This window comes from Desulfosporosinus sp. Sb-LF, assembly GCF_004766055.1.
In the GTDB taxonomy this organism is placed as follows: Bacteria; Bacillota; Desulfitobacteriia; order Desulfitobacteriales; family Desulfitobacteriaceae; genus Desulfosporosinus.
This window is the reverse complement of record NZ_SPQR01000016.1, coordinates 20,763-42,386: the sequence shown is the minus strand read 5'-3', so window position 1 is coordinate 42,386 and position 21,624 is coordinate 20,763. Positions and strand designations below refer to the sequence as shown.

General features: G+C 46.3%; 25 protein-coding genes. All 25 read right to left on the bottom strand.

What is annotated here, in order from left to right; all coding sequences use genetic code 11:
- Positions 1-7: 7 nt before the first annotated feature.
- Entirely contained in the window at positions 8-2,494 is a 2,487-nt protein-coding gene (locus E4K68_RS17945) for a hypothetical protein (protein ID WP_135380289.1), read from the bottom strand.
- A 68-nt stretch (positions 2,495-2,562) separates the two neighbouring features.
- Positions 2,563-2,904, bottom strand: a complete 342-nt coding sequence (locus E4K68_RS21215; RefSeq protein ID WP_282433008.1) for a phage tail assembly chaperone — start codon at positions 2,902-2,904, stop codon at positions 2,563-2,565.
- Positions 2,874-3,185 (bottom strand): hypothetical protein, encoded by a 312-nt coding sequence (locus tag E4K68_RS17935; protein ID WP_135380287.1) that lies wholly within the window; start codon positions 3,183-3,185, stop codon positions 2,874-2,876. Before E4K68_RS17935 ends, E4K68_RS21215 begins: the two co-directional genes overlap by 31 nt.
- A gap of 21 nt (positions 3,186-3,206) precedes the next feature.
- A complete protein-coding gene (locus tag E4K68_RS17930) occupies positions 3,207-3,611 on the bottom strand; it encodes a phage tail tube protein (RefSeq protein ID WP_135380286.1) in 405 nt (134 codons plus the stop codon).
- Positions 3,612-3,622: 11 nt separating this feature from the next.
- Complete coding sequence (locus tag E4K68_RS17925; RefSeq protein ID WP_135380285.1) at positions 3,623-4,009, bottom strand: DUF3168 domain-containing protein; 387 nt, start codon at positions 4,007-4,009, stop codon at positions 3,623-3,625.
- Positions 4,010-4,013: 4 nt separating this feature from the next.
- On the bottom strand, positions 4,014-4,439 hold the full coding sequence (locus E4K68_RS17920; protein ID WP_135380284.1) for an HK97-gp10 family putative phage morphogenesis protein: 426 nt from the start codon (positions 4,437-4,439) through the stop codon (positions 4,014-4,016).
- The gene (locus E4K68_RS17915; RefSeq protein ID WP_135380283.1) at positions 4,439-4,762 is read right to left on the bottom strand and encodes a phage head closure protein; all 324 of its coding nucleotides are present in this window, start codon (positions 4,760-4,762) and stop codon (positions 4,439-4,441) included. The genes E4K68_RS17920 and E4K68_RS17915 overlap by 1 nt, the downstream gene beginning before the upstream one ends.
- A 12-nt stretch (positions 4,763-4,774) precedes the next feature.
- Complete coding sequence (locus E4K68_RS17910) at positions 4,775-5,368, bottom strand: head-tail connector protein (protein ID WP_135380282.1); 594 nt, start codon at positions 5,366-5,368, stop codon at positions 4,775-4,777.
- A gap of 68 nt (positions 5,369-5,436) precedes the next feature.
- Positions 5,437-5,901 carry a hypothetical protein gene (locus E4K68_RS17905; protein WP_135380281.1) on the bottom strand — a complete coding sequence of 155 codons (465 nt, stop codon included), beginning with the start codon at positions 5,899-5,901 and terminating at the stop codon, positions 5,437-5,439.
- A 27-nt stretch (positions 5,902-5,928) separates the two neighbouring features.
- Positions 5,929-7,218, bottom strand: a complete 1,290-nt coding sequence (locus E4K68_RS17900; protein ID WP_135380280.1) for a phage major capsid protein — start codon at positions 7,216-7,218, stop codon at positions 5,929-5,931.
- A 44-nt stretch (positions 7,219-7,262) separates the two neighbouring features.
- The gene (locus E4K68_RS17895; protein ID WP_243450434.1) at positions 7,263-8,033 is read right to left on the bottom strand and encodes a head maturation protease, ClpP-related; all 771 of its coding nucleotides are present in this window, start codon (positions 8,031-8,033) and stop codon (positions 7,263-7,265) included.
- A 161-nt stretch (positions 8,034-8,194) separates the two neighbouring features.
- On the bottom strand, positions 8,195-8,785 hold the full coding sequence (locus tag E4K68_RS17890) for a hypothetical protein (protein ID WP_135380279.1): 591 nt from the start codon (positions 8,783-8,785) through the stop codon (positions 8,195-8,197).
- 101 nt (positions 8,786-8,886) lie between these two features.
- The gene (locus tag E4K68_RS17885; protein ID WP_243450433.1) at positions 8,887-10,143 is read right to left on the bottom strand and encodes a phage portal protein; all 1,257 of its coding nucleotides are present in this window, start codon (positions 10,141-10,143) and stop codon (positions 8,887-8,889) included.
- Between the two features lie 16 nt (positions 10,144-10,159).
- A complete protein-coding gene (locus tag E4K68_RS17880) occupies positions 10,160-11,851 on the bottom strand; it encodes a terminase TerL endonuclease subunit (protein ID WP_135380278.1) in 1,692 nt (563 codons plus the stop codon).
- On the bottom strand, positions 11,852-12,349 hold the full coding sequence (locus tag E4K68_RS17875) for a phage terminase small subunit P27 family (protein WP_135380277.1): 498 nt from the start codon (positions 12,347-12,349) through the stop codon (positions 11,852-11,854). It lies immediately after the preceding gene.
- A gap of 119 nt (positions 12,350-12,468) precedes the next feature.
- The gene (locus E4K68_RS17870) at positions 12,469-12,816 is read right to left on the bottom strand and encodes an HNH endonuclease (RefSeq protein WP_135380276.1); all 348 of its coding nucleotides are present in this window, start codon (positions 12,814-12,816) and stop codon (positions 12,469-12,471) included.
- Between the two features lie 2 nt (positions 12,817-12,818).
- Positions 12,819-14,084 carry a site-specific DNA-methyltransferase gene (locus tag E4K68_RS17865; protein WP_135380275.1) on the bottom strand — a complete coding sequence of 422 codons (1,266 nt, stop codon included), beginning with the start codon at positions 14,082-14,084 and terminating at the stop codon, positions 12,819-12,821.
- 243 nt (positions 14,085-14,327) lie between these two features.
- On the bottom strand, positions 14,328-14,885 hold the full coding sequence (locus E4K68_RS17860; protein ID WP_135380274.1) for a hypothetical protein: 558 nt from the start codon (positions 14,883-14,885) through the stop codon (positions 14,328-14,330).
- A gap of 24 nt (positions 14,886-14,909) precedes the next feature.
- Positions 14,910-15,821 carry a DUF6731 family protein gene (locus E4K68_RS17855; protein ID WP_135380273.1) on the bottom strand — a complete coding sequence of 304 codons (912 nt, stop codon included), beginning with the start codon at positions 15,819-15,821 and terminating at the stop codon, positions 14,910-14,912.
- 245 nt (positions 15,822-16,066) lie between these two features.
- Complete coding sequence (locus E4K68_RS17850) at positions 16,067-16,255, bottom strand: hypothetical protein (protein WP_135380272.1); 189 nt, start codon at positions 16,253-16,255, stop codon at positions 16,067-16,069.
- Positions 16,256-16,466: 211 nt separating this feature from the next.
- Positions 16,467-16,961, bottom strand: coding sequence for a hypothetical protein (locus E4K68_RS17845; protein ID WP_135380271.1), 495 nt, complete (start codon positions 16,959-16,961; stop codon positions 16,467-16,469).
- 18 nt (positions 16,962-16,979) lie between these two features.
- Positions 16,980-17,396, bottom strand: a complete 417-nt coding sequence (locus E4K68_RS17840; protein WP_135380270.1) for a nucleotide modification associated domain-containing protein — start codon at positions 17,394-17,396, stop codon at positions 16,980-16,982.
- A gap of 2 nt (positions 17,397-17,398) precedes the next feature.
- Positions 17,399-18,772, bottom strand: a complete 1,374-nt coding sequence (locus tag E4K68_RS17835) for a DEAD/DEAH box helicase (protein WP_135380269.1) — start codon at positions 18,770-18,772, stop codon at positions 17,399-17,401.
- The gene (locus E4K68_RS17830; protein WP_348982874.1) at positions 18,753-19,046 is read right to left on the bottom strand and encodes a VRR-NUC domain-containing protein; all 294 of its coding nucleotides are present in this window, start codon (positions 19,044-19,046) and stop codon (positions 18,753-18,755) included. Before E4K68_RS17830 ends, E4K68_RS17835 begins: the two co-directional genes overlap by 20 nt.
- A gap of 222 nt (positions 19,047-19,268) precedes the next feature.
- Positions 19,269-21,617, bottom strand: a complete 2,349-nt coding sequence (locus tag E4K68_RS17825) for a virulence-associated E family protein (RefSeq protein WP_243450432.1) — start codon at positions 21,615-21,617, stop codon at positions 19,269-19,271.
- Positions 21,618-21,624 lie beyond the last annotated feature (7 nt).

Below are 21,624 nucleotides of genomic sequence, written 5' to 3'. Positions count from 1 at the left end.
GGCCCCCTTAGATTGTCAGCAAAGTCATGCCTGTTTGCCTGTGAACGGAGTTGATCGACTTGATGGCTGCGCGTCCAAATTCAGATTCACCGATTTTCAAGATCACTGTTGCATCTCTCCCAACTTGCCCGCTGTTAGACCCGATGGCCTTGGCCACGGCAGAGGCTATGGTCCCTGCAAAGCTATCAATAAAGGCGGAGTTTTCAAGAGGTACGACCGCTTCTCTTTTGCCGCCTTCGCCCATCATCGCCAGCGTTGGCGCTGTGATTATTCCTCCATTGGCGAGCTTAGGGATGGTTGGGATGTTTATGCCGAAGCTGTCCCCTCCGAAGCCTGGGGCCCAATCGGGAGTAGTAAAGCTGATCTTATCCAGCCCGCGAATCATCCAGTTGATCCCGTCAATGACGAGGTTCATGGCCCCCTTGACGATCCCGCCAAGGCTGGTGAATATGCCGGAGAAAATCTCTTTCACCCCGGTCCACGCTTTAGTCCAATTCCCGGTGAACACGCCCGTAATGAAGTCAATAATCCCGCCCAGCGCTATGAGGACGCCTTTCGCGACGTCCGCGATGGCCCCGAGGAATGTGTCGATGATGCCCGTTACAAGTGTGAAGGCGTTAGCAAACCCTGGGCCAAAAATTTCTATAAGGTTTTTGGCGATGGGAGCTATAAAACTGGTGTAGATTTGCGTCGCGCCAGTGATGAGCTTGCCTATGAGGTCAAGCAGCGCTGCTACTACCCCTTTGACATGCTTGTCCCAAAGCAAGGTAAGTTCATCTGTCATTCCCTTGACGATCGGGGCCAGCGTGGTATTCCAAAGCATATTAAAGAGGTCTTTCATGGTGTTGAACGTCGCGACTAGCCCGGCTACGATATCGGCTCCGTACTTGTCCCAGAATCCTTTTATCAAGTTCAAACCATCCAGGATTACCTTAAAAATAAATTGCATTGCCGGGTAGACGACGCCCATCTCCAGGGTATCGAATCCGTTCTTGGCGTAGTCGAAAAAGGACTTTAGTATCGTTACGGCCCCCGAGGCAAAGGACGTAAGCAAGGGTAGGCCCTGGGCCACAAACCATTGTATGATCGGGAACGCCGCCGCTTGTAACGAGTAGAAAACCAGTAATAAAGAGCTCGCCATGCCCGCAGCTACGTTGCCGACCGTTACGATGACTTGCTGCATCAAAGGGACGAGATTCCCGGTGAGCCAGCCCATGAACGGGATTCCTAGCGTACCTAGCTGCTGGAAGGTTTCACCGAGGGACGCTTTCCAGGCTTGAGCGACCGGAACAATGGCATTAAAGGATTGCATTAATGGCGGCCCGAAGGCACGGGCGAGGAACTGAGCGACCTCCCCAGCCGATTGTTTCAGGCTATCTAGGGCGGCCTTCGTCTTGGCGGCTGCTTCGATTACTCCTGATGTCACGACCCCTGCGCCAGAGTCCTGCTTGGATGGAATTGGCATACTTCCGCTCGCGTCCAAGGCGTCCGCTGCATTGTTGGCACTTGCGGCTAGATTCTCCTGGAGCGTGTTAAGCTGGTCGAAGCCAGCCACACCTTTCTTTGCTTTAGCTCCGGCCTTAGTAGCTGCGTTGCCAAGGTTCGTTTGGGCGGCTGCCGCTGCGTCAGCGGATTGTGCGTTCTGCGCTTGCGCGGTGTTAGTACCGAATATTGCCGACATGAACTGGGAGAAGGTGTTTGTCACGACGACCAGTTGCTTTGCAAACGTAACCAGGATCGGAAGAACGATTTGAACGATTGGTAAGAACGCATTTCCAAAGTTAATGCTGGCTAGTTGTAGCTGGGTCTGCAATAAACGCAGTTGATTCGCCGGGCTGTTTATGGTCCGGGCCAGGTCCCCTTGTGCGTTCTGGGTCTGCGCCATAATCGCGCCGTAGCGCGCCATGATCTTCTGGGTTTCCGTTAGCTGCGACCCGACTTTTGCTATACCGTTGGCATAAGCATAGTTTTGGGTTGTAGTCTCATTGACGATGATGCCAAGTTGTTTTAATGGTTCAACTTCCCCGGATAGTCCCGACTGTAGTTTTTGGAACATCTCATCTGGGCTTTGGTTATAAAAGCTTGACATGTCATAGGCGAGTTTGGTCATCCCGGTACTTACTTGATAGGCTTGATCCCTGGCCAGTCCCATCGAGGTGGTCATGTTATAAAACAAGCCCACATTCTTGCGGACTTCATAAGCGTTCAATCCCAGGGAATCCTGCAAATCATGACTCCAGGCTCTTGCCGCGTCGGCCATGTTGCCCATAGAGACAGAAAATAGACTTTCAGATTCCACGACTTCCATGGCGGATTTGATGGAATTCTTACCGACCGCGAACATCGCGGCGGCTGCCGCAGCGCCGAGAGCAAGGAATTTAAGCCTTCCAAGGTTTAGGGCAGTTGCCATTGTGACCATGCTCGTTTGAGTGCTGCTTGTTGCCGATCTCATCTCGTTCTGGAAGGTGCCCATCGTCCGCTGGGCTTGGGCCATGTTCCGCTGCATGGGAGTAATGTCGGCCCCTACCCTGACAAGGATGTTTCTTATGATAGAAATAGAAATCACCCCCTGTCTTTGGCGAATTTTTTAACGGCGTTGAGCATTTCCTCGTCGGTCATGTCCTGTCCAGTGACGTTGTCGATTCCGTCAAGAACCTTCTCCAGATCGGGGCTTGAAAGAGTCTTGAGCCTCGTAAAATAGGCAGAATAAAAGGCGGCTATGATGCCGCTTTTTTGGGAGTCCTTCTTCTGTTCGACGTGAATCTCGATGATGATGTTTAGTTCTGCGGGCGTCAGGTCCCAGAACTGCTCGGGCATGAGCCCACATTGTACAGCGCTTCTTAGGGCGAGGTTCCAATCCCAATCAGCCGAGCCTAGTTCGTCGCCCCCGGAGCGTTTTTTGATCCGAACGCATCCTGCATTGCCTGGCCCATGGCCTCGACCGCTGTTTGAATATCTGAGTATTCGTCGATCAGTTCTGCGACCTTTTCGGGCGTCAGCGTTGGGTCCTCATGGGATAAACCGGCCCACAGAATGTTCGCGATTTCCTCGTATGTCATCTCGTTCTCGAAATCTAGTTTTGCAAAGGGTTTGCCAAGTTTCTTTTCAATCTTCATAAGCGCGACCATCCCGTAGGAAAGGTTGCGGGTCTTGTCCAAGGTGATAGGCAGATACTTCTTTGCCAAATCTTTTCACTCCTTAGTTAATTAGGTGATGGCGAGTACGGGCTTGCCCGATACTTTGAGCGTCAACTCAAAGCTGAGAGGATCGTCGAGGTTGACCTCTCCCACAGTGAACTTAGTAATAAAAGCGCTGAAGGTAAAAGTCGCCCCGAATGTTGCCGGGAAGGTGATAACGTAGGAGTCCGTGGTCCCTGCATCGACCGCTGTTTCCATGGCTAATTGCCCAGCGTCGTCTGGGTCGAAGAATCCGCTGACCGTAACCTCGCCACCGTCTTTCATCCCTGGTATGAATCGTTTGTATCCGTCTGTCACATCCAGAGTAGTGACGTCGTGGCTGTCCGCAGATTTCTCTGGAGGCTTGATTTTGGTCAAGGACCCGATGAGTACGGAGCCTTGTTTCAGCGTCGTCCCAATCGTTCTGTTTGCCATGTTTATTCCTCCTACTCTGTTGTATAAAGGTCTACCTCAAGGATTGCCCGGTACAGTTTGGCCTCAATTTCATAAGTCTCGTAGTCATTTGTTATCTCGGCCTGTTGGATTAATGGGCCCGTGTCGCCGATGCTTCTCAGGTTTAAGGATTTGAGTTTTTGGATTATGGGTTTTTTAAGGTTTTTAAGGCCCGCATAGGTCGATTCATAGACGTCGATTTGGTATTGCTGCTTGATGAGCGCGGTTCGACCCGTGAGATCGCTAGTTCTCTCGCTGCTCCCCAGGGCATAGGTGGCATACGGGGTTGGCGTGTCTTGTGCTGCCGTGATTGGGTATACTTTGCTCTCCAACCCTGGAATAGCGGACAGTTCCACGGTCAGCCCTTGCTCTAAGTCCATGTTCTCACCTCAATTTATCCAGCTCTAAGGCCATTTCCGTGAGCATTACGGTCTGGATCTGGCCTCGGTTCTTGTCCACGGAGTCCCTCAGAAACCGATTCCCTGGGACGTACCGACCATTTCTTGTGGTAAACCCGTAGTCAACAAAATGCGCGTACCATCCTTCGGGCCCTGGGCCGACGGTGTACACTGACTTGCCCATTTTACGTTTTTCCTTTTTGATCCTAAGGCTCTTTTTTAAGGTGCCGGGTTCGTGGGCATACCTACCGCTTGTCCACTCAACCCCTTCAGGACAGTGCGCTTTGGCATAGCTCAAGGCAATATTTGCACCTTTTCTTGTGGCCGCAGTTAAAACTTTCGTAGGGGCCTTTCCTACTTCCTCAAAGAGCTTTTTGACATCTTCAATCCCAACGATTGAGTTGTCCGACATTAAGCGATCACCTCAGTACACATCAGATGAATTTCCCGGTGTCTTTCTGTGATGTCAAGCACCGCTAAAATGTTAAAGTAACGATCGCCGTATTTAACTCTCATTTTTGGTTTTATTCCCCCTTTATACCTAATCTTTATACGGTGAGAAATTTCTGCGTTGACTTGCTGGGCCGCATAATACTCTCGCCCAGTCAGAGGTTCAATCGCGGCCCAAAGCCCATGTAAAAAAACAACCCACTCGTGAGTTGTTTGACCATAGGTGTCTCGAATATTAAGCTCCGTTTCGATGTCTAGTTTGTGTCTGAGTTGTCCGGCTTGCAACTAAAGTCCCCCCTAAATGGGCATTATACGATCCATCCGTAACAAGGCAGATACCGCAAAAGCAATCTCAACAGGTGCTTGTCTTGTCTCGCTTAAGAGTGTTCGATTCTCATACCAGTGACTTATGAGAAGCTTCATGGCTTGCTTAACCTTTTGCGGCACACTTTCAGCGGTATCACCATAACCGCAAGTATACTCAATCACGACCGCATCAAGCGTCCACGGTACGAACGGTGGCCAGAACTGTGCATAGGGAGGAAATAGCCTACCTATAACTCCACGTGTACTCACTACATAATTTTGAGTTTCCGTGAGCGTTGTTACGACCCCGGCTGAGTTCTTATAGGTTACCGAATCAATGGCTTGAAGATTGCCCTTTGGTAATTCGATCACTTGACTTGGCCAATAATCAAAGCTCAGTTCCCATGTTTGCGTGATATAGGCACGATTCTGAAACCCTTCACAATATTCACGGGCAGCAATAATTAAGGACCTGAGATAGTCATCTTCTGAGGTGTCTGTGACATCGTCCAGTCTGAGATAATCCTTTACTTCCTGAATCTCCAAGGGCTCATGGGCCGGTGGTGTCTTTAAGACTAAATTCATCGCGCCCTCCTTGTTAGTACACCGCCTAAATTGAAGGAACAGGTGTTACCCTGCTCCCCTGAATACTATTAAACTAAGACTGTATCGGGTATTTCACTTTCAAACCGACCATCGCTTAATACTGCAACCACCCCGCCAGCAATTGCTCCAACGACGACCTCTGTAGATTTAAGTCGCACATAACTATATCCAGTCGTCGCGAGAGATTCGTCTAGGACGTAAACCTTATAAACCTTATTACTCGCAGCTGCGGTAGTAAAACCTGTTGCGGGAGCCTGAGTAATCGGGCCATAGGTATCTCCTGTGACACACTCTTGATAAAAGAAAGGAATTGCTGTAGTGAGAGTGGGAGTGACATCGCTGCAAGCTTCAATGGTTATCGTTGCGGTACCCACCGCGCCAACGCCACATTGAACTACGAAACAAGCGCAGCCCCAGTGTTTCATATTAACTACTTTTGTGGACACGACTCCTGCAAAGGCATTTGCTGCGGGGGCTAATACATTAACGACATGATTTAAATCATCCAACATAATTTCAGTTTCCTCCTCTAACGATTATTAACGGGCAGCTAAGGTGACAAATGGGCTGAGTGTGTTACTTCCTTTGAATGGGGTGAGTGCCGACTTCCAGATCGGCTGGCCATCGACGCGGTAGATAAAACGGAAAACACTCTCGTCATAAAGGAACCGGACATGGATGGACGATGCAGCATTGATGCCACCTTTGTCGATGAGGAGGTATTGCGAAAGGTCAACTAAAGAAATATCTCCGAGGGACCCTATGGTGTTCGCTTGCTCGACTGGAATCACAGGACGACCAAAGAGGGTGCTGTACTGTGCACCGGACACTCCGCCCGCTGGCATATACACGGGTACGCCTCCGGTACCTACTATAATTGTCATTTGACTTAGTTGGGGTTCGACGTCTTGGTTAATTAACCATACGGCATCTTGCCGTGATCTACCCCAACAACGCGACCACATATTCAGGACGTTTTGTGTCACGATAGAACCATTAGCCTGCCCAGCCTCTTTTGAGACTGTAACTAGAGCGCCACTTTTCATAAAGCCAAGTGGCTGACCCGCGCCTAAACCGTTCATAATAGCATCATCCATTTTAAAACCGAACTCCTCCGCGAATGCCTGACCGATAATGGATTCAAGGGCCACCGCATCCTGGAGTAGTTCGTCTGTGGCATAGCAAAGTCCGGTAAGTTTCTTGAGTTTTAATTCAACCTTATTAAACTTAGGTTTTTTACCAGTCAAACCATCCGCTTCATTTTCCCAGAAGGATTGAATGCCGCCCCAGCGGCTGCCGTTCGCCCGGCTTGTTTCGTCGATCCCGTTAGCTTCAAGCGCATTTGACGTTGGGCTGATAGGAATTTTGCGACATTTAGAAGCCAGAATCCCTGTTTCATAGGTTTTTTGAAGTAATTCTTTGGCGAAATCTTCCCCGACGAGGAAACCACCGTCGGAAGGGACGGATTCACCCATTCCGGAAGCCGCGTTCTGCATTAACAATCTTGGATCAGGTGTTGCGCCTTGCTTGGAGGCTGAGTAAACAGCTGAGAGGAATTCACTGTTGTTTTTCCAGATAACTTTGGAATGGTCTTTGGGTTGTGCCCAAAGGGGCTCATTGACGGGAATCTTTGCTTCGGCAGCAGCCTTTAGTTCCTCTGCTTCCATCGCATCAACCTGTTTTTGGACTTCAATCTTGGCATTTAGAGCTTGAATTTCTGCCAGTACGGCATTAATTTCCTCGGTGGTAGAGGATTCCTTTGCCGTAATAGCTTGAGCTTTCGCCTTTAACGTTGCTTTCAGAGCCAACAATCGTTCCATTTCATTCATTCATGAGTGCCTCGCTTTCTATTATTGGGCATAAAAAATGGCCTCTAGAGTTCACACTCCAAGGCCAAAATTGCTTTTGCTTTTGTAACGTCTTCGGTTTTGTCTGGTTCGACTGGATTGATCGGCGGGATTGGTTCAGGAGGATCGTCCTTCTCAGCTTTTACCGTAATGATTCGAGGGGTGTTTTTATACTTGGCGAGGATTTCAAGGTCCCGAATGCTAGCGACAATGGTTTTTTCTTTTTCCACTACGTCACACAACCCAAGGTCTAAGCACTCTTGGGCAGTTAGCCAAGTTTCTGCGTCAAGTAAAGCAATCAGGTCCTCTCGACTCATGTCTGCTGCTTTAGAAAGGTAGGTTTCCTGGATACTCTCACAAACTTTATCTAAAGTGTCGGCCATGGCCCGCATCTCATGGGCGTTTCCCCAAACTCCACTCATGGGATGATGAATCATCATCATGGCATTTGCTGGCATATGGATTGTATCGCCCGCCATGGCTATTACTGAGGCAATGCTAGCAGCTAGGCCATCAATGTATATGTTTATCGTCGCCTTATGCCTTTTTAACTGTGAATAGATCGTTTGACCTGCAAAAACATCCCCGCCTGGGGAATTCATGTACACTTTCAGGGTAGTTATATCGCCAAGGGCATCTAGCTCCGCCTTGAACGACGTAGGGGTTACTTCGTTTCCAGTGCTATACCATCCACCTTGTGAATCCGCAATCTCCCCATAAATTGTTAGCTCGGCTTCGTTATTGGCCAGTGCCTTGAAAACCCAGAATTTCTTTTTAGCTGTCACCTTTTTTGCCACTCTCTCACCTCCTTTCAAAGGGCAAAATAAAAAACACCCAGTGGGTGCTTTTTAAGCCGTACTTGCGAAGTATTAAAAATATGCCACAAACCTGAAAATCCACGGCTCGAGTTATCAGGTTATGGTTAAAATGGTTTCTAAAACTTCCGAACAAACATCAACTACATATATGTTGTTTCTTCTTGATTTGGATTTACATCTGAGTAAACAGGATAAATATTATTTCCTTTCGACCCTTTTATTTGCTCAGTTGTTTGTTTCGTTGGTTTTGAGTAATCGTTTTGAGGTGGCGTGTCAAACAATGAATCATCACCTATCTTAGCAGCAGTAAATATTGATGCCAAACCAAATGCAAAATTAGATACTAGATATGAGAGATTACTCCAAGCATCTTTTGGTTTCACCTTGTTACTACTTAAACCACTAAGCACAGATGTGATGATCGAACCAAATGTAGCTCCAAAAAATAAACCCTTGGGAACTAATTTATCTCGTCCAAACGTAGTTAACAGTTTCACCACAGATACTCCACCAACCATGCTTAATCCAATATTCATCATTACTCCAAGGATTTGTCCTGGCCATTTTTCGGCTTGTCTACGGGAAGATACCCACACTCCTGCAGCTGTCGTTCGATAAGATCGTTGTGAAATCTTCATCCTTGATGAGATAACATCAATTAGGGTTAAAGCTACGAAGCCGACAGTACCAGATATCATGCCAAGATAGATTCGATCATTTATTTTTATCATAAATCACATCTCCTTTTAACTTATAGTTTCCTTTATAAAAATTAAGATACTGGAAAGTTATGTGATTTGAAGTTTACTTTGGGTGCTAAAACTTGATTTGCTTAATTGGTAATCATTTTATTAATTGTATCCGCGAGAGCCTTGGTTTGCTCAGCCTGCTCGACCAAACCAGCCTCGCCCATGTTGAGAGGCTGCATGTAGATATCACCATTTGGTATAGCCGACATATTTTCTAGTTTGCGGATGTCGTTAACACTGAGCCAGCCCCACTGCCTTCCTTGCGCATAAGCAGTTGACCTACTTACTGCGTCGCCTCGAAGTAGGGAATCAATCTTAAATTCCACATAGTACCCTGCCCGTCTTTCCTTCTCACTAAGCAACTGCATATTGATGTTCTCTTCCCAACGTTTGAAAATAGGGAGCATAGTGTACATGACGAATTCGAGACTTTGATGTTCGATATTATTATTGGTTGAGTGACTGAGGAGTTGTACTAGGTGTTGTGGGACCCGATAAATGCGGCAGATATCCTCGGCTTGAAACGATTTACTCTCTAGTAATTGCGCATCAACAGGGTTGATCGTGTGGGGGGTAAATTTCATCCCGCCCTCAAGTAGCATCGGGGTACCCGTGCGCTTTAGTCCTGTGTAATTAAGTTTTAGCTCTTTCTTTAGTCTGTTAAAAGCTTCCTCTCCGAGTTCGCCTGGAACATCAAAGGAACCGGATGGGTTGGCACCATTTCTGTAAAAGTTAACACCAAATTGCTCGTAGGACATACCTAGCCGGATGGCCGAGGCAGCATAAGCGATCGGCGAAAGGCCGACGATTCCATCAAGACTCAGGTTTGGAACATGAAATACTTGATCTCTTGTCAGTTCCTTTTTTGAAATCCCATCTTGTATTGTGTAAACGAGTTTTTTGTTACTGGGATTCCTCGAAATATCCACAAACGCATGCTGGTACGGATATAGGCCAACGAGCTGACCTTTTCCGTTGACGAGCTTTTCGCAGACAGAGTTTCCTCCCAAGTTCAGCGAGGTCATACATGCCTCTTTGAAATTAAAAGGTGACATTTCTTCGTTGGGTTTATTGTGCAAAATATCGTAAATGGCAAGGTCGTTAACAGCTTCGCGCTCACCCTTTTGGTCCTTTCGGTAAAGCATAGCGGGCATACAAGCGAAGGTTTCCGCAAGGACCTTGTTGCAAGCAAAAACAGCAGTATATTTCAAAGCAGTAGCAGGGTCCATCGAAGCATCTCCGTAGAATGGGTCGTCTAGGTCGGCCCCGCTCATGAATCCTTTGATATAATCGTCCATGTTGTTCTTGAATAAGAGTTTAACTCTTTCAGTAAACCTCACCTATGCCACCCTCTCCCTAGAGCAAACTTCTCATTCCACGTTTTTCATAAATTGATAGTTCTTCGATCACTGCTGCACGACAATGGGCGTTAATTAAGGCGGCTATCGGGTCAATTCGGTGTGTGGATTTTGACTTGTCCAGCATAAACGTTTCATTTGGAGCCATCTTAGTGATGGCGTTCCCCACCGCCCAGGTAAGCACCGGATTGTTATTGTGTATGACATTTCCTTTGTACACTTCTTCACGGAAACTCTTAGTTGGTTCCCCCAAGGTCGGCATACCTTGACGAATATCCACGCAGGTGTAGCCTTGGTTCGTCATTTCCGTACCAAACATGTTGGCGTTCCATTTGTCGTAGCAGAGTTCTTCAGGAATGAAGCCACGCTCTTTGGCAATCGAGTTGATGTACTCGATGATGAATGCATAGTCCACAACCTCGCCCGGCGTTAATGTAATCCAACCTTGCTCCACCCACAGATCATAGGGAACTTTATCCGTCGATATCTTTTCTCTGAGTTTTTCTTCCGGCATGAACGAATGGCAAAGGACGTAATATTTATCCTCGATTTTAAATTCATGGGCTACGCTGGTTAAATCGAGCGTGGCTGATAAGTCAACGCCAACAATACATTGTTTGCCTCGCAGTATTCCCAGGTCGAAGTCTTGCCCACACCTGGCCCACTTGCTAAGGTCCATGTACCCAAACTCCCGCATTTGTACCCATCGATTGACGGTCTTTGTCAGGAAGTCGCGCATCTTTTCGGGTGCTTCTAACGCGAGATCTAGTCTTCGTCGAATGGATTCAACGCCCTCGGGGTAACTGCAAACAATGGGGTTGGCTTTAGCCCATACCGATTCATCCTTTATATCGTCGTCAGCATCAATCTCGTTAACCATGACGAAATAATTGTCGTTTACATAAGGGTTGTCGGGGTCCAGTATGTGGGAAATAAGCTTATATTCAACGGTATAGCAAGGGTGTGACAAGTCAAATCCAGCCGTTGTTATGATCATGAGTAACGGTTGGGGTCTTGCAACCATACCGCTATCGATGATGTCATACATCTCACTGGTTTTATGAGCGTGATACTCGTCGATAATTCCACATTGAGGGTTCAATCCGTCCCCCGTTTTCTCATCCTCTTTGCTGAGTGCGTCCATAATGGACCCCGTCTTTAGATGCTTGATCTGACCATAGGCGATTTTATATTTTCCTTTTAATTCAGGACAACCCAAAAGCATTGCTTCGGTTTCATCCCAAACGATTTTGGCCTGTTTTCGTTTGGTCGCGGTGCAGTAAACTTCGGAGGTTCCTTCCCCAAGGGCCATCAGCTCGTAGCTTCCTACGCAGGCCAGCGATTGAGATTTTGCATTTTTACGTCCAACTTGCCAATAGGCTTTACTGAATCTTCGATACCCGGTATTTTGATTAATCCACCCGTAAATGTTTCCAAATACAAACTTTTGAATGATGTGCGGCTCGATAGGTTGGCCTTTAAGGACCCCTTTTCGGTGCTTAAATAGCCTCATCCAATCAAGGAAGCGTTCGGCTTTTTCCTCGACAAAAACAAAAGGGAACCCTTCGGTTCCTTGGTTCTCTATATCCTTAAGGAATCTTTGACAAGCCCATTGATGCTTTTGGCAAGAGATTATTTCGCCGGAAAGAACGGCCTCAGAATACTCGATTAGTTCTTCCGTTAGATCCATTTAGATTCCACCAAATTTCCGTTCAAACTCTGTAAGTGGCTTAACCGGCTCTTTGGGAGCTGCCAGTTTCAGTCTTGCTGCTGGGGTCAATCCGAACTCCGTGCAAAACCGTTTATAGACGTCACTATATTTATTCGATAACGCAACATATGGGTTGGGTACGATGTTTTTATTTCCGCCCTTGTTTGTATAAGTCACCAACATTCCATGCTTCTCGATCTCGGCATTCGCTTTTATGAGTTTAGAGTAAGCATCGCAGCAAATAGCCAGAGCTCCTACATCTACGTTTGTAATAAGATCAAGCTCTTGCAGTTCGGCGCTCAATAGTTCCCAGTGTTTTTTTGCCTCTGCGTCAAGCCAATCCGGACAAATGACTTTGTCACTGTTAGGTCGGTATTTATCTTCAAGTTTTTTCCGAGCTTCTATTTCGGTTTTGGTTAGGTGTTTTTTTCCTTCCAATACGATCACATCGATCGGCTTTGGTGGCCTTCCAGCCATGGTGTCCCCTCCTTTCCTTACCCCTTTGAGTTAATAAAGGGAAGTTTTTACAAGCTGGACGGGGGCGCGGTGTCGTTTTTGAATGCTGTAGAGAAATAGATCCCCCTACCCCTTCGTGCTTACTCGCCCCTGCCCGTTCTAACGGAGTGACAGGCTTTGCATAATCCCATGAGATTGCTCTTAACCAGCCTCAACTCTGGGTGCTCACGTACCTTCTTGATGTGGTGGACTTCCTTAGCGGGAGTTAACCTTTCCACGAGCAAGCAGTCATGGCACAATGGATTCTCATGGAGAAATATCTTCCGTAGTCTTTTCCAATGCCTGTCATATCCGCGCTGCTTCGCCGAGCCTCGCCGCCTGTCGTACTCATGGGCTGAACCCATATGATTGACACAGAACCCGCTGATGTCCCTTGTCAGTTGGAGGCAGCCTAATTGCTTACAGGGTCGAAACGCTCTTAAAGGCATATCTACTCCACCGTTCCTGTTAGCACATCTTTGTGGGCTACCTTTTCTCCTCCGCGCAATAAAAAAACACCAGCATCACTGCCAGCGCTTTCAATGTATCGTTTAACTATAACGTCTACATATTTCTCGTCGAGTTCCATCGAGTGGCACTCTCTTTCTGTCTGCTCTGCCGCGAGGATCGTTGTCCCAGAGCCACCAAACAAGTCAAGCACCAAGTCTCCTTTATAGCTTGAGTTAAGGATAGACTTTGCCACCAGCGCGATTGGTTTCATGGTTGGGTGCTCCTCCGATCGCTTCGGCCTTGGTATGTCCCAAACATCGGTCTGCTTTCTATCCACTAGAGGACAAAGCCTAGCGCTGCCTTCCAGCCATCCATACCATATGGGCTCGTATTGGGTGTGGTAATCTTTCCGGGATAATACCAGGGAATCCTTTCTCCAAATGACGGTACTCGACCAATGGTAGCCCGCGTCGGTCAGTACATTCATAAGGCTGCCCCACTCCTGAGCACTCATGACCACATACGTCATGCAGCCCGGCTCGCACACAGCTTTCATGGCACTGAATGTCTTCTCCATGAATTCCTTGAATTGATCGGTCGGCATACTGTCATTGAGAATTGAGCGAGACTTCCAGCTTGGGTGGTTGGTACTTGATCCATAATCAACATTCCAAGGCGGGTCTGTGAAAACGTGCCGAGCCTTTTTGCCGTTCATAAGAACTCCGACATCTTCGTGAGAAGTGCTGTCTCCGCACATCAATCGGTGCTTCCCAAGGAGCCAAACGTCGCCACGCTTACTCATTGGTATTTTAATATCTTCAAGTGCCTTGTTCGCGTCGAAATCGTCCTCTTTTACATCTTCGCTTGTGGGGTCGGTTTCAACAAGTAACTCGCTTAGGTCAAAACCCGTTAGAGAAACGTCGAAACCACTGTCGCTCAGATCTTTCAGCAAATCCTCTAATAGTGGAGTATCCCACTCGCCGGATACCTTGTTGAGTGCGATATTCAGAGCCTTCTCTTTTTGTAGATCCATATCCACCACGACACATTCGATTTCCTTCGCGCCCTGCTCGGTCAATACTTTATAGCGTTGGTGGCCCCCTACGATGTTTCCGGTTTTCTTGTTCCAAATAACTGGTTCGACGTACCCAAATTCATCGAAGCTCCTACGCAGTTTCTCATACTCTGCGTCGCCGGGCTTTAGGTCTTTGCGGGGATTATATTTTGACGCCTTTAATTGTTGGGCTGGTACTTTCTGTATGTCCATGTTTTCCTCCTTCTACAACCGAAAAAGGAACCCCTTTCGAAGTTCCTAAATAATTGGCTTGTTTGTTCAATATGGCAAAGAAGTCAAGACTGACTTTGCTTTTTGGGTCTTTAGCGAAGGTTATTTGTTACGCATTTGGGACTTTAAGTTCGTGTTACCTTATTTTCGGCAAGTTAAAAGCCTGAAGAATTATTCTCTAGCCTGAAATTTTAAAAAAATGTATTAATGAGTTTCACTGTCTAATTATTCATTCTCGGTTTGAAACAAATCCTCTGGTTTTATTCGTGTAACTTTATCGGATTCAATACTGGCCTCTGACCTAAATTCATTTGCTATTAGCCTTAATATTACTAGCAAACATGTACCTATTCGAGATACACCGACCGTGAAGATAAGCCCCAGAGCAATTAATACTGCCACACTATTCTGGCTTAACAATGAGCTTGCACCGGTTATTATTCCCAAATAAAAGCAATAGAATATTAGAATCCCTCCAGCCAAAATAGGTACTAAAAAATATTGAGTTAGTAATTCATGACCTCTGTGCTCCATAAGAAACTTCATTACTTTCCTTTCGAATAGTGTAATGAATATGGTAATGATTGTGAAAAAAAAGCCTATAGTCATAATGCAGACGGAAATTATTGAGCTTATTACGGTATCAAATCTCTCAATTTTAAGTTGCTCCGGAATTACATTAAAATGACTAAGCACCCACGCAACCAAAATACCTAAATACACAGGGTAAAGGTTAACTAGCCAGTAAAACAGATTCGGCCAAGTATCACCTTTTTTTGCCAATTCGACCACCCCTTGAACATAATCCTAATATATCGTATTATCTTTCTTACGTTTTAAGTAGACTTTTTTGAGGTCTTCATAAACCCTATCGTGAGAAATAGGATTTTCCTTATCTACTAATAATTCGGTAAAATCATGGCGACGATCATCAAGTAGGTCTACTTTTTCGGTTTTAATGTCCTCGGAATCTTTAAGCCATGTCCTGAGTTCAGTTACACTACTATCTCCATACAGCTCCTTAATTGTATCAACTGTTAGACCAGGTGATAAAGTTCTGTCACGTTTGGCTCGTCCGACCGCAATCCTAACCTTAAAGCTTGTACCTTCATACTTCTCGAAATGTGAAAGCATTCCCGTAAGAAAAGGACTATTAGATACCGTGTTGTTCCCACTTGCAATACCAATTTCTAAGGTTCTGAATATCTTATCTTTTGATATGAAGCCAATTTTAGAATCCGCAATAATAGGTTTAAGAATTATTCGTTTTATATCACTTTCAGGGGATATAATGCTGCAAAGATAGTCTTCAACACCTGATGGAGTGAATCCGTTATAGTTCCTCTGCATTACTAAGATACATCCCTGATCGTCATACAATATCGAATTTGATTCCCCAATATATTCGCCGTCTTCTAATTTGATAATTTGGAAATCACCATCATCCTTTGCCAGGCCTGGTAATGACTTTTCACGAAGTTTCAAAATTTGAATTTCCCAGACGCTCTTTTGGGTCTTGACATTTTTCCGAGGCTTGACGATTTGTATCCTAGCTTTCTCTCCTCTATGCTTCCTCATTGTTTCTTTAGGAGTCAAAGCACGAGCAGTATTCCAAACGGTTGTTAAGTCGAATTTTTTCTCAGTAATTTTACTCCCATCCACATCAAGTTCGTGGCACCAAACCTCAAAATAATCGAAATACACACGTTTCGTTTCCACAAAACACCCTCCTTCTCCATTATTATTTTCTACAAATGGAGGGCATTTCCTTTCGGTGGATTAAATTTCGTGAATATACCCTGACTTCATTCCATAGTAGGGCCAAGTGGTTCATTCGAAATGTGCTTGTTCTTTAGCCTCTCTTCCAGTTATTCCAACATTTTTTGCAGTTAGGAAGTTTACTGAAATACCTGATTTATTTATTGATCCATCAGGGTTAACAACTAGGTTCGCTAAACTCCCATTTATAGCGGCCCTCGAACGCCTTTGTTTTCCCTCATCATACGGTCATAAATTTTAAACTCTTCAGTATCCTCATATAGCTCAATCAGTTGTTTTTCATCCTTGCACCGGGTTCCACTCCATCGTTTGCAGTTGCGACAATTCACAATGCATCCGTCTACTCGGGGTTTAAAATATAGGCATTTACTCATATTTGCCTCCTAAATAAGAAAGGCCGTAGCCATCATTTCAAAAAAGTACGCGACCCGAAGGCCGCGCTTTATAGAAAAAAGAGAGGAGGTGGATCAATTAGAAAAGGCCCTCGGACGTGTTGTCCAAGAGCCTCAATTAATCTTTTCCACATCTTAATTATAGCACATCTGAATTCTCCATGTCAGTACGATTCGGTACGAAAGGGTACACTTACCCTGTCTGTTGAGTACTACTGTTGGGTATATGATTCTGGTACATCTTACCTAACTCTAATATGGCCTTTTTATAGCGTCTTCTTACAGATGTCTTGGACATATAGTATTTGGCTCCAGTCTCGACAAAATTCATCCCGTTGATAGCCAAGTCCGTTACTATATTAGATTGTTCCTTTTCTAATAAGGATATGCAGAGGTCTAGTGTATCAATCTCATATTTTTGGGTCTTATACTGCCACTTCAGTTCCTCTAAATGTTCATCATTATTAGCATCAGTAACACCTTGGTATTTAAGAGCGATCCTCGCAGTTTTGTCCGTTATCCCGCTGTTTGACACGCGCTCCCCTTGAGGACTTGAGAAGGTCATTTCCTCAATAGTTCTTTCTGTGCTAATCCTGTACATCTCATAGTTTTTGATTTTAAACTCCAAGAGGCCGAGACTGCGCTTCGTTTCATGGTAATTTACAAGCAGCTTACTTACATCAATCATTTACCTCTTCCTCCTCGTCTACACTTCGGCCCAGTTACACGATTCTTGGCAGTTATCACATGGATCGTATCCATCTAGAACAAAGAGATCCGCCTGAGTTAAGACCACATATCTACACACTCGACATTTGTTCTGGTTTATGCTAACTCCTTTGTTTTTCCTGAAGCATAGCTCTAATGTGCAATACCCGATGATGTCTTTTATGGTATCCTCCACGGCTTCTGCCTTGACCTTTGCAGGATGTTTTACAAGTGTCTTTAATCTGTTGACTTTATCGCCTAGTCGGATCAAGAAGGAAACTTCCCCATACTCCTCACGGAGCACATCATAGGATCGACCATAATCGTGGTTCTTTTGTTCGAGAAGGTCGGCCACAGGAAGGAGAACGCCGGAGAACTCCTTGGTTTTCTTTAGCTCGATATCTTTATTATTCATTCTCAGACGCTCCTCTTTGTTCTGCTTTTTATGTCAACTCTCGCTTTAACGGCTTCCAAAAGTGCAGCTTGTCCTGTGTCCTTCCGATCCAGGGCTTTTATGACGTCCTCATCGATCGTTCCCGATGTGACAATGTGGTGAATAATTACTGCTTCGTTCTGGCCTTGGCGGTATAAACGCCCATTGGCCTGTTGGTATAACTCCAAACTCCAGGGGATTCCAAACCAGATAATGATGTGTCCCCCGGCCTGTAGATTAAGACCATGCCCGGCAGAGGCAGGATGGGCCAGAGCCACTGGGATTGTCCCTGCGTTCCAGTCGGTAATATCTTGTGACGTGTTCAACTCTCTTGAGGTCTTGAAGAATTCCTGAAGCCTTTCCTTGTCGTGCTTATAGGCATAGAACACCAGGATTGGCTTTCCGTTTGCCCCTTCCCACAAATCCTCGATCGCATCGATCTTGCGTCGGTGGATCTGCCGTACAACGCCGTTCTCGTCATAGACCGCGCCGTTCGCCATTTGCAGTAGCTTGTTCGATAATACCGCTGCGTTCGCTGCATCGATGTCGCCTCCGGTGAAGGGGAGTAGCATATCCTTTTCTAACTTTCGGTAGAGTGTTTTTTCGTTTGGGGCCATCTCGACCCTCACAAAGTTGTTAATTCTTGCAGGCATTTGCAGATAGTCCTGGGCCTTCATGCTCACGCAGATGTCTGATATTTTTTCATAAATCGCTTTTTCAGCTTCCGGCTTAAGCTTGTAGCTGAATACCATCTCTTGGTTCCGTTTATCTGGGTCGAAGTACCTTTCTCGATAACCACCCAGGGTTTTTCCTAACCTCTCGCCTCTATCCAGCAAATATATTTGTGGCCAAAGGTCAAGGAGCCCGTTAGGCGCTGGGGTCCCGGTTAGACCCACTATCCGTTTTATGAGTGGTCGAACCTTGCGGAGCGCCTTAAACCGTTTAGCTTTGGGTGACTTAAAGCTCGAGAACTCGTCGATCACTACCATATCGAAGGGCCAAGCTTTACCATAGTGGTTGACCAGCCATACTACATTTTCCCGATTGACAATGTAAATATCTACATTCGATTTAAGGGCTGCTATTCGGTTTTTCTCAGGCCCTAAGACTTTAGCAATTTGAAGATGCTTAAGATGATCCCACTTCTCGCACTCTTTGCTCCAGGTGTCTTCGGCCACCCGGAGTGGCGCTACCACCAAAACTTTCTTCACTTCGAAACGATCAAAGAGGAGTTCATCTATGGCTGTTAAGGTTACGACCGTTTTCCCCATGCCAAGGTCAAGAAGTATCCCACAGGCGGGCTTGTCTAATATTTGATTTGCCGCATAGTCTTGATAATCATGCGGAGTATATATCATCCATAAACTCCTTTACCTGCTCAATGCTGTCAATCACACGCACCTTATGACCGAGCCTCTCAAGGACTGCCGCCATTTTCACTTGCTTTGGTGAGAGGTGTTTGCCCGGTGCTTTAAGTTCTACGAAATACACCCGACCGTCGGAGGTGAGAACAATCCTGTCGGGAACGCCAACCGTACCAGGCGAGGTGAACTTTAGCGCAAGACCACCTTTGGATTTGACTGCGGTTCTGAGCTTTTGTTCGATTACTTTTTCTCTCATGAAACACCCCATTTGATCCAATGCTCCATATAATCCACCATTTCCCTCGCAGGTTATACGTATAGGCGTATTAGGCAGTACGTATACCCTATATATCCTTAATACCTTGTTATATTATGTTATAGGTATATAAGTGGATCATTGGTAACAGACCCCTCAACCCTATGGTACATGCATCTTTGGGTTGATCCAATTTTTAATCCTACTCATTTTTTTCTTGGAGCACTGGATCAGTTAATCCCTGATATGACCTCGTTGTGATCCGTAAATTTTAAATCGTGGCCTCAATTTGTTCCGTCTCCAGCCCTTGGCATGGTCTAATATCCCTTTAAGCTCCCGCGACTGAGTGCTGGTGAGCTGTTTAATGTCGCCACCCAAACACTCGCACCATATCTCCAATGCGCAGGTTTGGGTGCGCCTCACGGTTCCTTTACCTTTGGTAAAGTCCCCATACAGAAACATCCGTCTCTCGCTTAAGTCCATAGAATCCCAATCTTCCGGAAGGAGTGTATCAAGATATTCGTAGACCATGCCTGCTTTGTCGCTTTCGACTGTGTGTTCGGATTGCACCATAGCCGCAAATTCCTCTAGCTCCGGGCTAAGATATAATGTCTCCCCAACAGCAAATCCCTGGACTGCCTCAGCCCAAACTTGGCCAACATTTAATTCCTGCCACATGCTGTGCTCGCCATTCCCTACGTTGATGGGCCAGAAGCGTCGGCCCCCGGTTGTATCCCTCAAACACTCGTAGTCGTTGGTCGTGCCGAGGAAAATGCACTGCCTGGGATAGGCAGCTGTTCGTCGGCCATACGCGGCCCGAAAAATATCCTCTTGCTTCGTTATAAAGTGTTTCAGTGCGTCAACGTCCGCTTTCTTGGCAGCTGATAGCTCTCCCATCTCAATAATCCACACACCTTGCAACTGTTCGTAGGCTTCCTTTCCAGTAACGGACATCAAACTGTCTGAATACCATTTGCCCCCTAGCTTTTTCATAAAATAGCTCTTTCCAAGACCCTGTTTACCAATCATGACCAGCATATAGTCGAATTTGCACCCCGGTGTAAAGATTCTCGCGACCGCTGCACACATCATCTTTCGTGTCACGGCCCTCGTGTACTCATTATCCTCTGAACCAAAATAGTCAATAAACAAGGTATCAAGCCGAGGTACCCCGTCCCACTCAAGACTTAAAAGGTAGTCCTTTACAGGGTTAAACTTGTTATGCTCGACGATCACAGACAGCGCATCCATAGTTTTGCTTGTATGGCTGATACCGTAGAACTTCTCCAAATAATGTCTAAGAGCAGAATCGTCCGAATCTGTCCAGTACGAATTTCCAGCCATACTTCGCCAAGGTAAATCCCTTAGAAGCTCATTACGACTAGCAAATTGGTTATACCCCACGGCCTTACTTAGCTTGGGGTCATGTTCCATGATTAACCGGATGTTGTCGATGGTCGCCTTCAGCGCGCCATCTTTTTGGTACTCCAAGCCCCTAGCCCAGTCCTCATCTTTAAAATCTTCCTGTGCCGCCGCGATACTTTCGGACATAAGTTGCTGTTTAACTACCCCGTCGTTTATGGCAAGTTCCTGCATCGCTTTAAACGATGGCAGCTTGTTTACCGGGGTTCCTTCTTTGACCTCATCGTCCTGTGCTCCAAACTTGTGTATCCGCACCATGTCAAAGGCGTTTACAAGCTTACCGCTGATGGGGTCCGTGCCATGATGGGAGAACGCGAAAGTACCATTGTCGTAAAGTACCAAACCTCCCGATGTGGACCCGCCCAAAAAGGTATATCGATCCTCCGCTTCGCAAGGCGCGTATACATCGCTAAGAAACATTTCGATTGCTTCGGTGATACTATACGCTCGGCAGAAAGCTCCAACAACGCCCTTCTTTTCCAATGGATCGCCTTGCTTGTCGGCCATTTTTTTATGCAGTTGGTCCACTCGGGACGATACTGGCCAACTGGAGGCATCCTTCCAATCCACGTACTGTGAAAGGATTTCATCCGGGTTAAGCCAAGGTCCGTCTTGTGACTCAAATATGTGTACTCCATCACTGGACGTACTTCCCCAGTACATCAAACGCGAGGGTTCAAAGCTGGTATCGTCGAACTGCTCGATGTCGATACCCGCTGCAAACTTGTGTGCCAGCGCCGTGTACTCCTCTTCGCTTACTGTTCTCAACAAGGGAGCAACAAGCCTGAGTCTAGGCGCTCCCGGCGTGTGCTTGTGCGTTGAGTAAATGCAGAACGCGCAGCTGTTGAACATGGTGATAGTGGACCAAGTATCCGGTTGAGCATAGTCAATGTCCAGTGTTAAAACGCTTCTATACTCCACGCTACCGTTTTTTCTTATTCCGTCTTTAAGCTTTCCACCCACAAAGCCACCGATGTCTTTTATGTCGTCCTGCTTTGCCTTGGTCATTTCCCGGTATTCTTCAACCGTTTCTCCTGTGAACGTCGGCTGCTTAAGCCTGGTCATAAGCTCTGGCCAAGACATTTCTCGATGGGTCCATTTTGTTTCCTTTCGTGAACTACCTGTGGCAATTACAACAGTTCCGCTATGCCTTAAACTCACCCTTTAC

Bases quoted from the DNA above. Each gene is read 5' to 3' on its own strand.
- E4K68_RS17900 (WP_135380280.1), bottom strand. From the start codon at position 7,218: ATGAATGAAATGGAACGATTGTTGGCTCTGAAAGCAACGTTAAAGGCG.
- E4K68_RS17880 (WP_135380278.1), bottom strand. From the start codon at position 11,851: ATGGATCTAACGGAAGAACTAATCGAGTATTCTGAGGCCGTTCTTTCC.
- E4K68_RS17910 (WP_135380282.1), bottom strand. From the start codon at position 5,368: ATGAATTTAGTCTTAAAGACACCACCGGCCCATGAGCCCTTGGAGATT.
- E4K68_RS17835 (WP_135380269.1), bottom strand. From the start codon at position 18,772: ATGATATATACTCCGCATGATTATCAAGACTATGCGGCAAATCAAATA.
- E4K68_RS17920 (WP_135380284.1), bottom strand. From the start codon at position 4,439: ATGTCGGACAACTCAATCGTTGGGATTGAAGATGTCAAAAAGCTCTTT.
- E4K68_RS17870 (WP_135380276.1), bottom strand. From the start codon at position 12,816: ATGCCTTTAAGAGCGTTTCGACCCTGTAAGCAATTAGGCTGCCTCCAA.
- E4K68_RS17905 (WP_135380281.1), bottom strand. From the start codon at position 5,901: ATGTTGGATGATTTAAATCATGTCGTTAATGTATTAGCCCCCGCAGCA.
- E4K68_RS17830 (WP_348982874.1), bottom strand. From the start codon at position 19,046: ATGGGGTGTTTCATGAGAGAAAAAGTAATCGAACAAAAGCTCAGAACC.
- E4K68_RS17865 (WP_135380275.1), bottom strand. From the start codon at position 14,084: ATGGACATACAGAAAGTACCAGCCCAACAATTAAAGGCGTCAAAATAT.
- E4K68_RS17890 (WP_135380279.1), bottom strand. From the start codon at position 8,785: ATGATAAAAATAAATGATCGAATCTATCTTGGCATGATATCTGGTACT.
- E4K68_RS17845 (WP_135380271.1), bottom strand. From the start codon at position 16,961: ATGATTGATGTAAGTAAGCTGCTTGTAAATTACCATGAAACGAAGCGC.
- E4K68_RS17840 (WP_135380270.1), bottom strand. From the start codon at position 17,396: ATGAATAATAAAGATATCGAGCTAAAGAAAACCAAGGAGTTCTCCGGC.
- E4K68_RS17925 (WP_135380285.1), bottom strand. From the start codon at position 4,009: ATGGACTTAGAGCAAGGGCTGACCGTGGAACTGTCCGCTATTCCAGGG.
- E4K68_RS17850 (WP_135380272.1), bottom strand. From the start codon at position 16,255: ATGAGTAAATGCCTATATTTTAAACCCCGAGTAGACGGATGCATTGTG.
- E4K68_RS17945 (WP_135380289.1), bottom strand. From the start codon at position 2,494: ATGGCCCAAGCCCAGCGGACGATGGGCACCTTCCAGAACGAGATGAGA.
- E4K68_RS17875 (WP_135380277.1), bottom strand. From the start codon at position 12,349: ATGGCTGGAAGGCCACCAAAGCCGATCGATGTGATCGTATTGGAAGGA.
- E4K68_RS17930 (WP_135380286.1), bottom strand. From the start codon at position 3,611: ATGGCAAACAGAACGATTGGGACGACGCTGAAACAAGGCTCCGTACTC.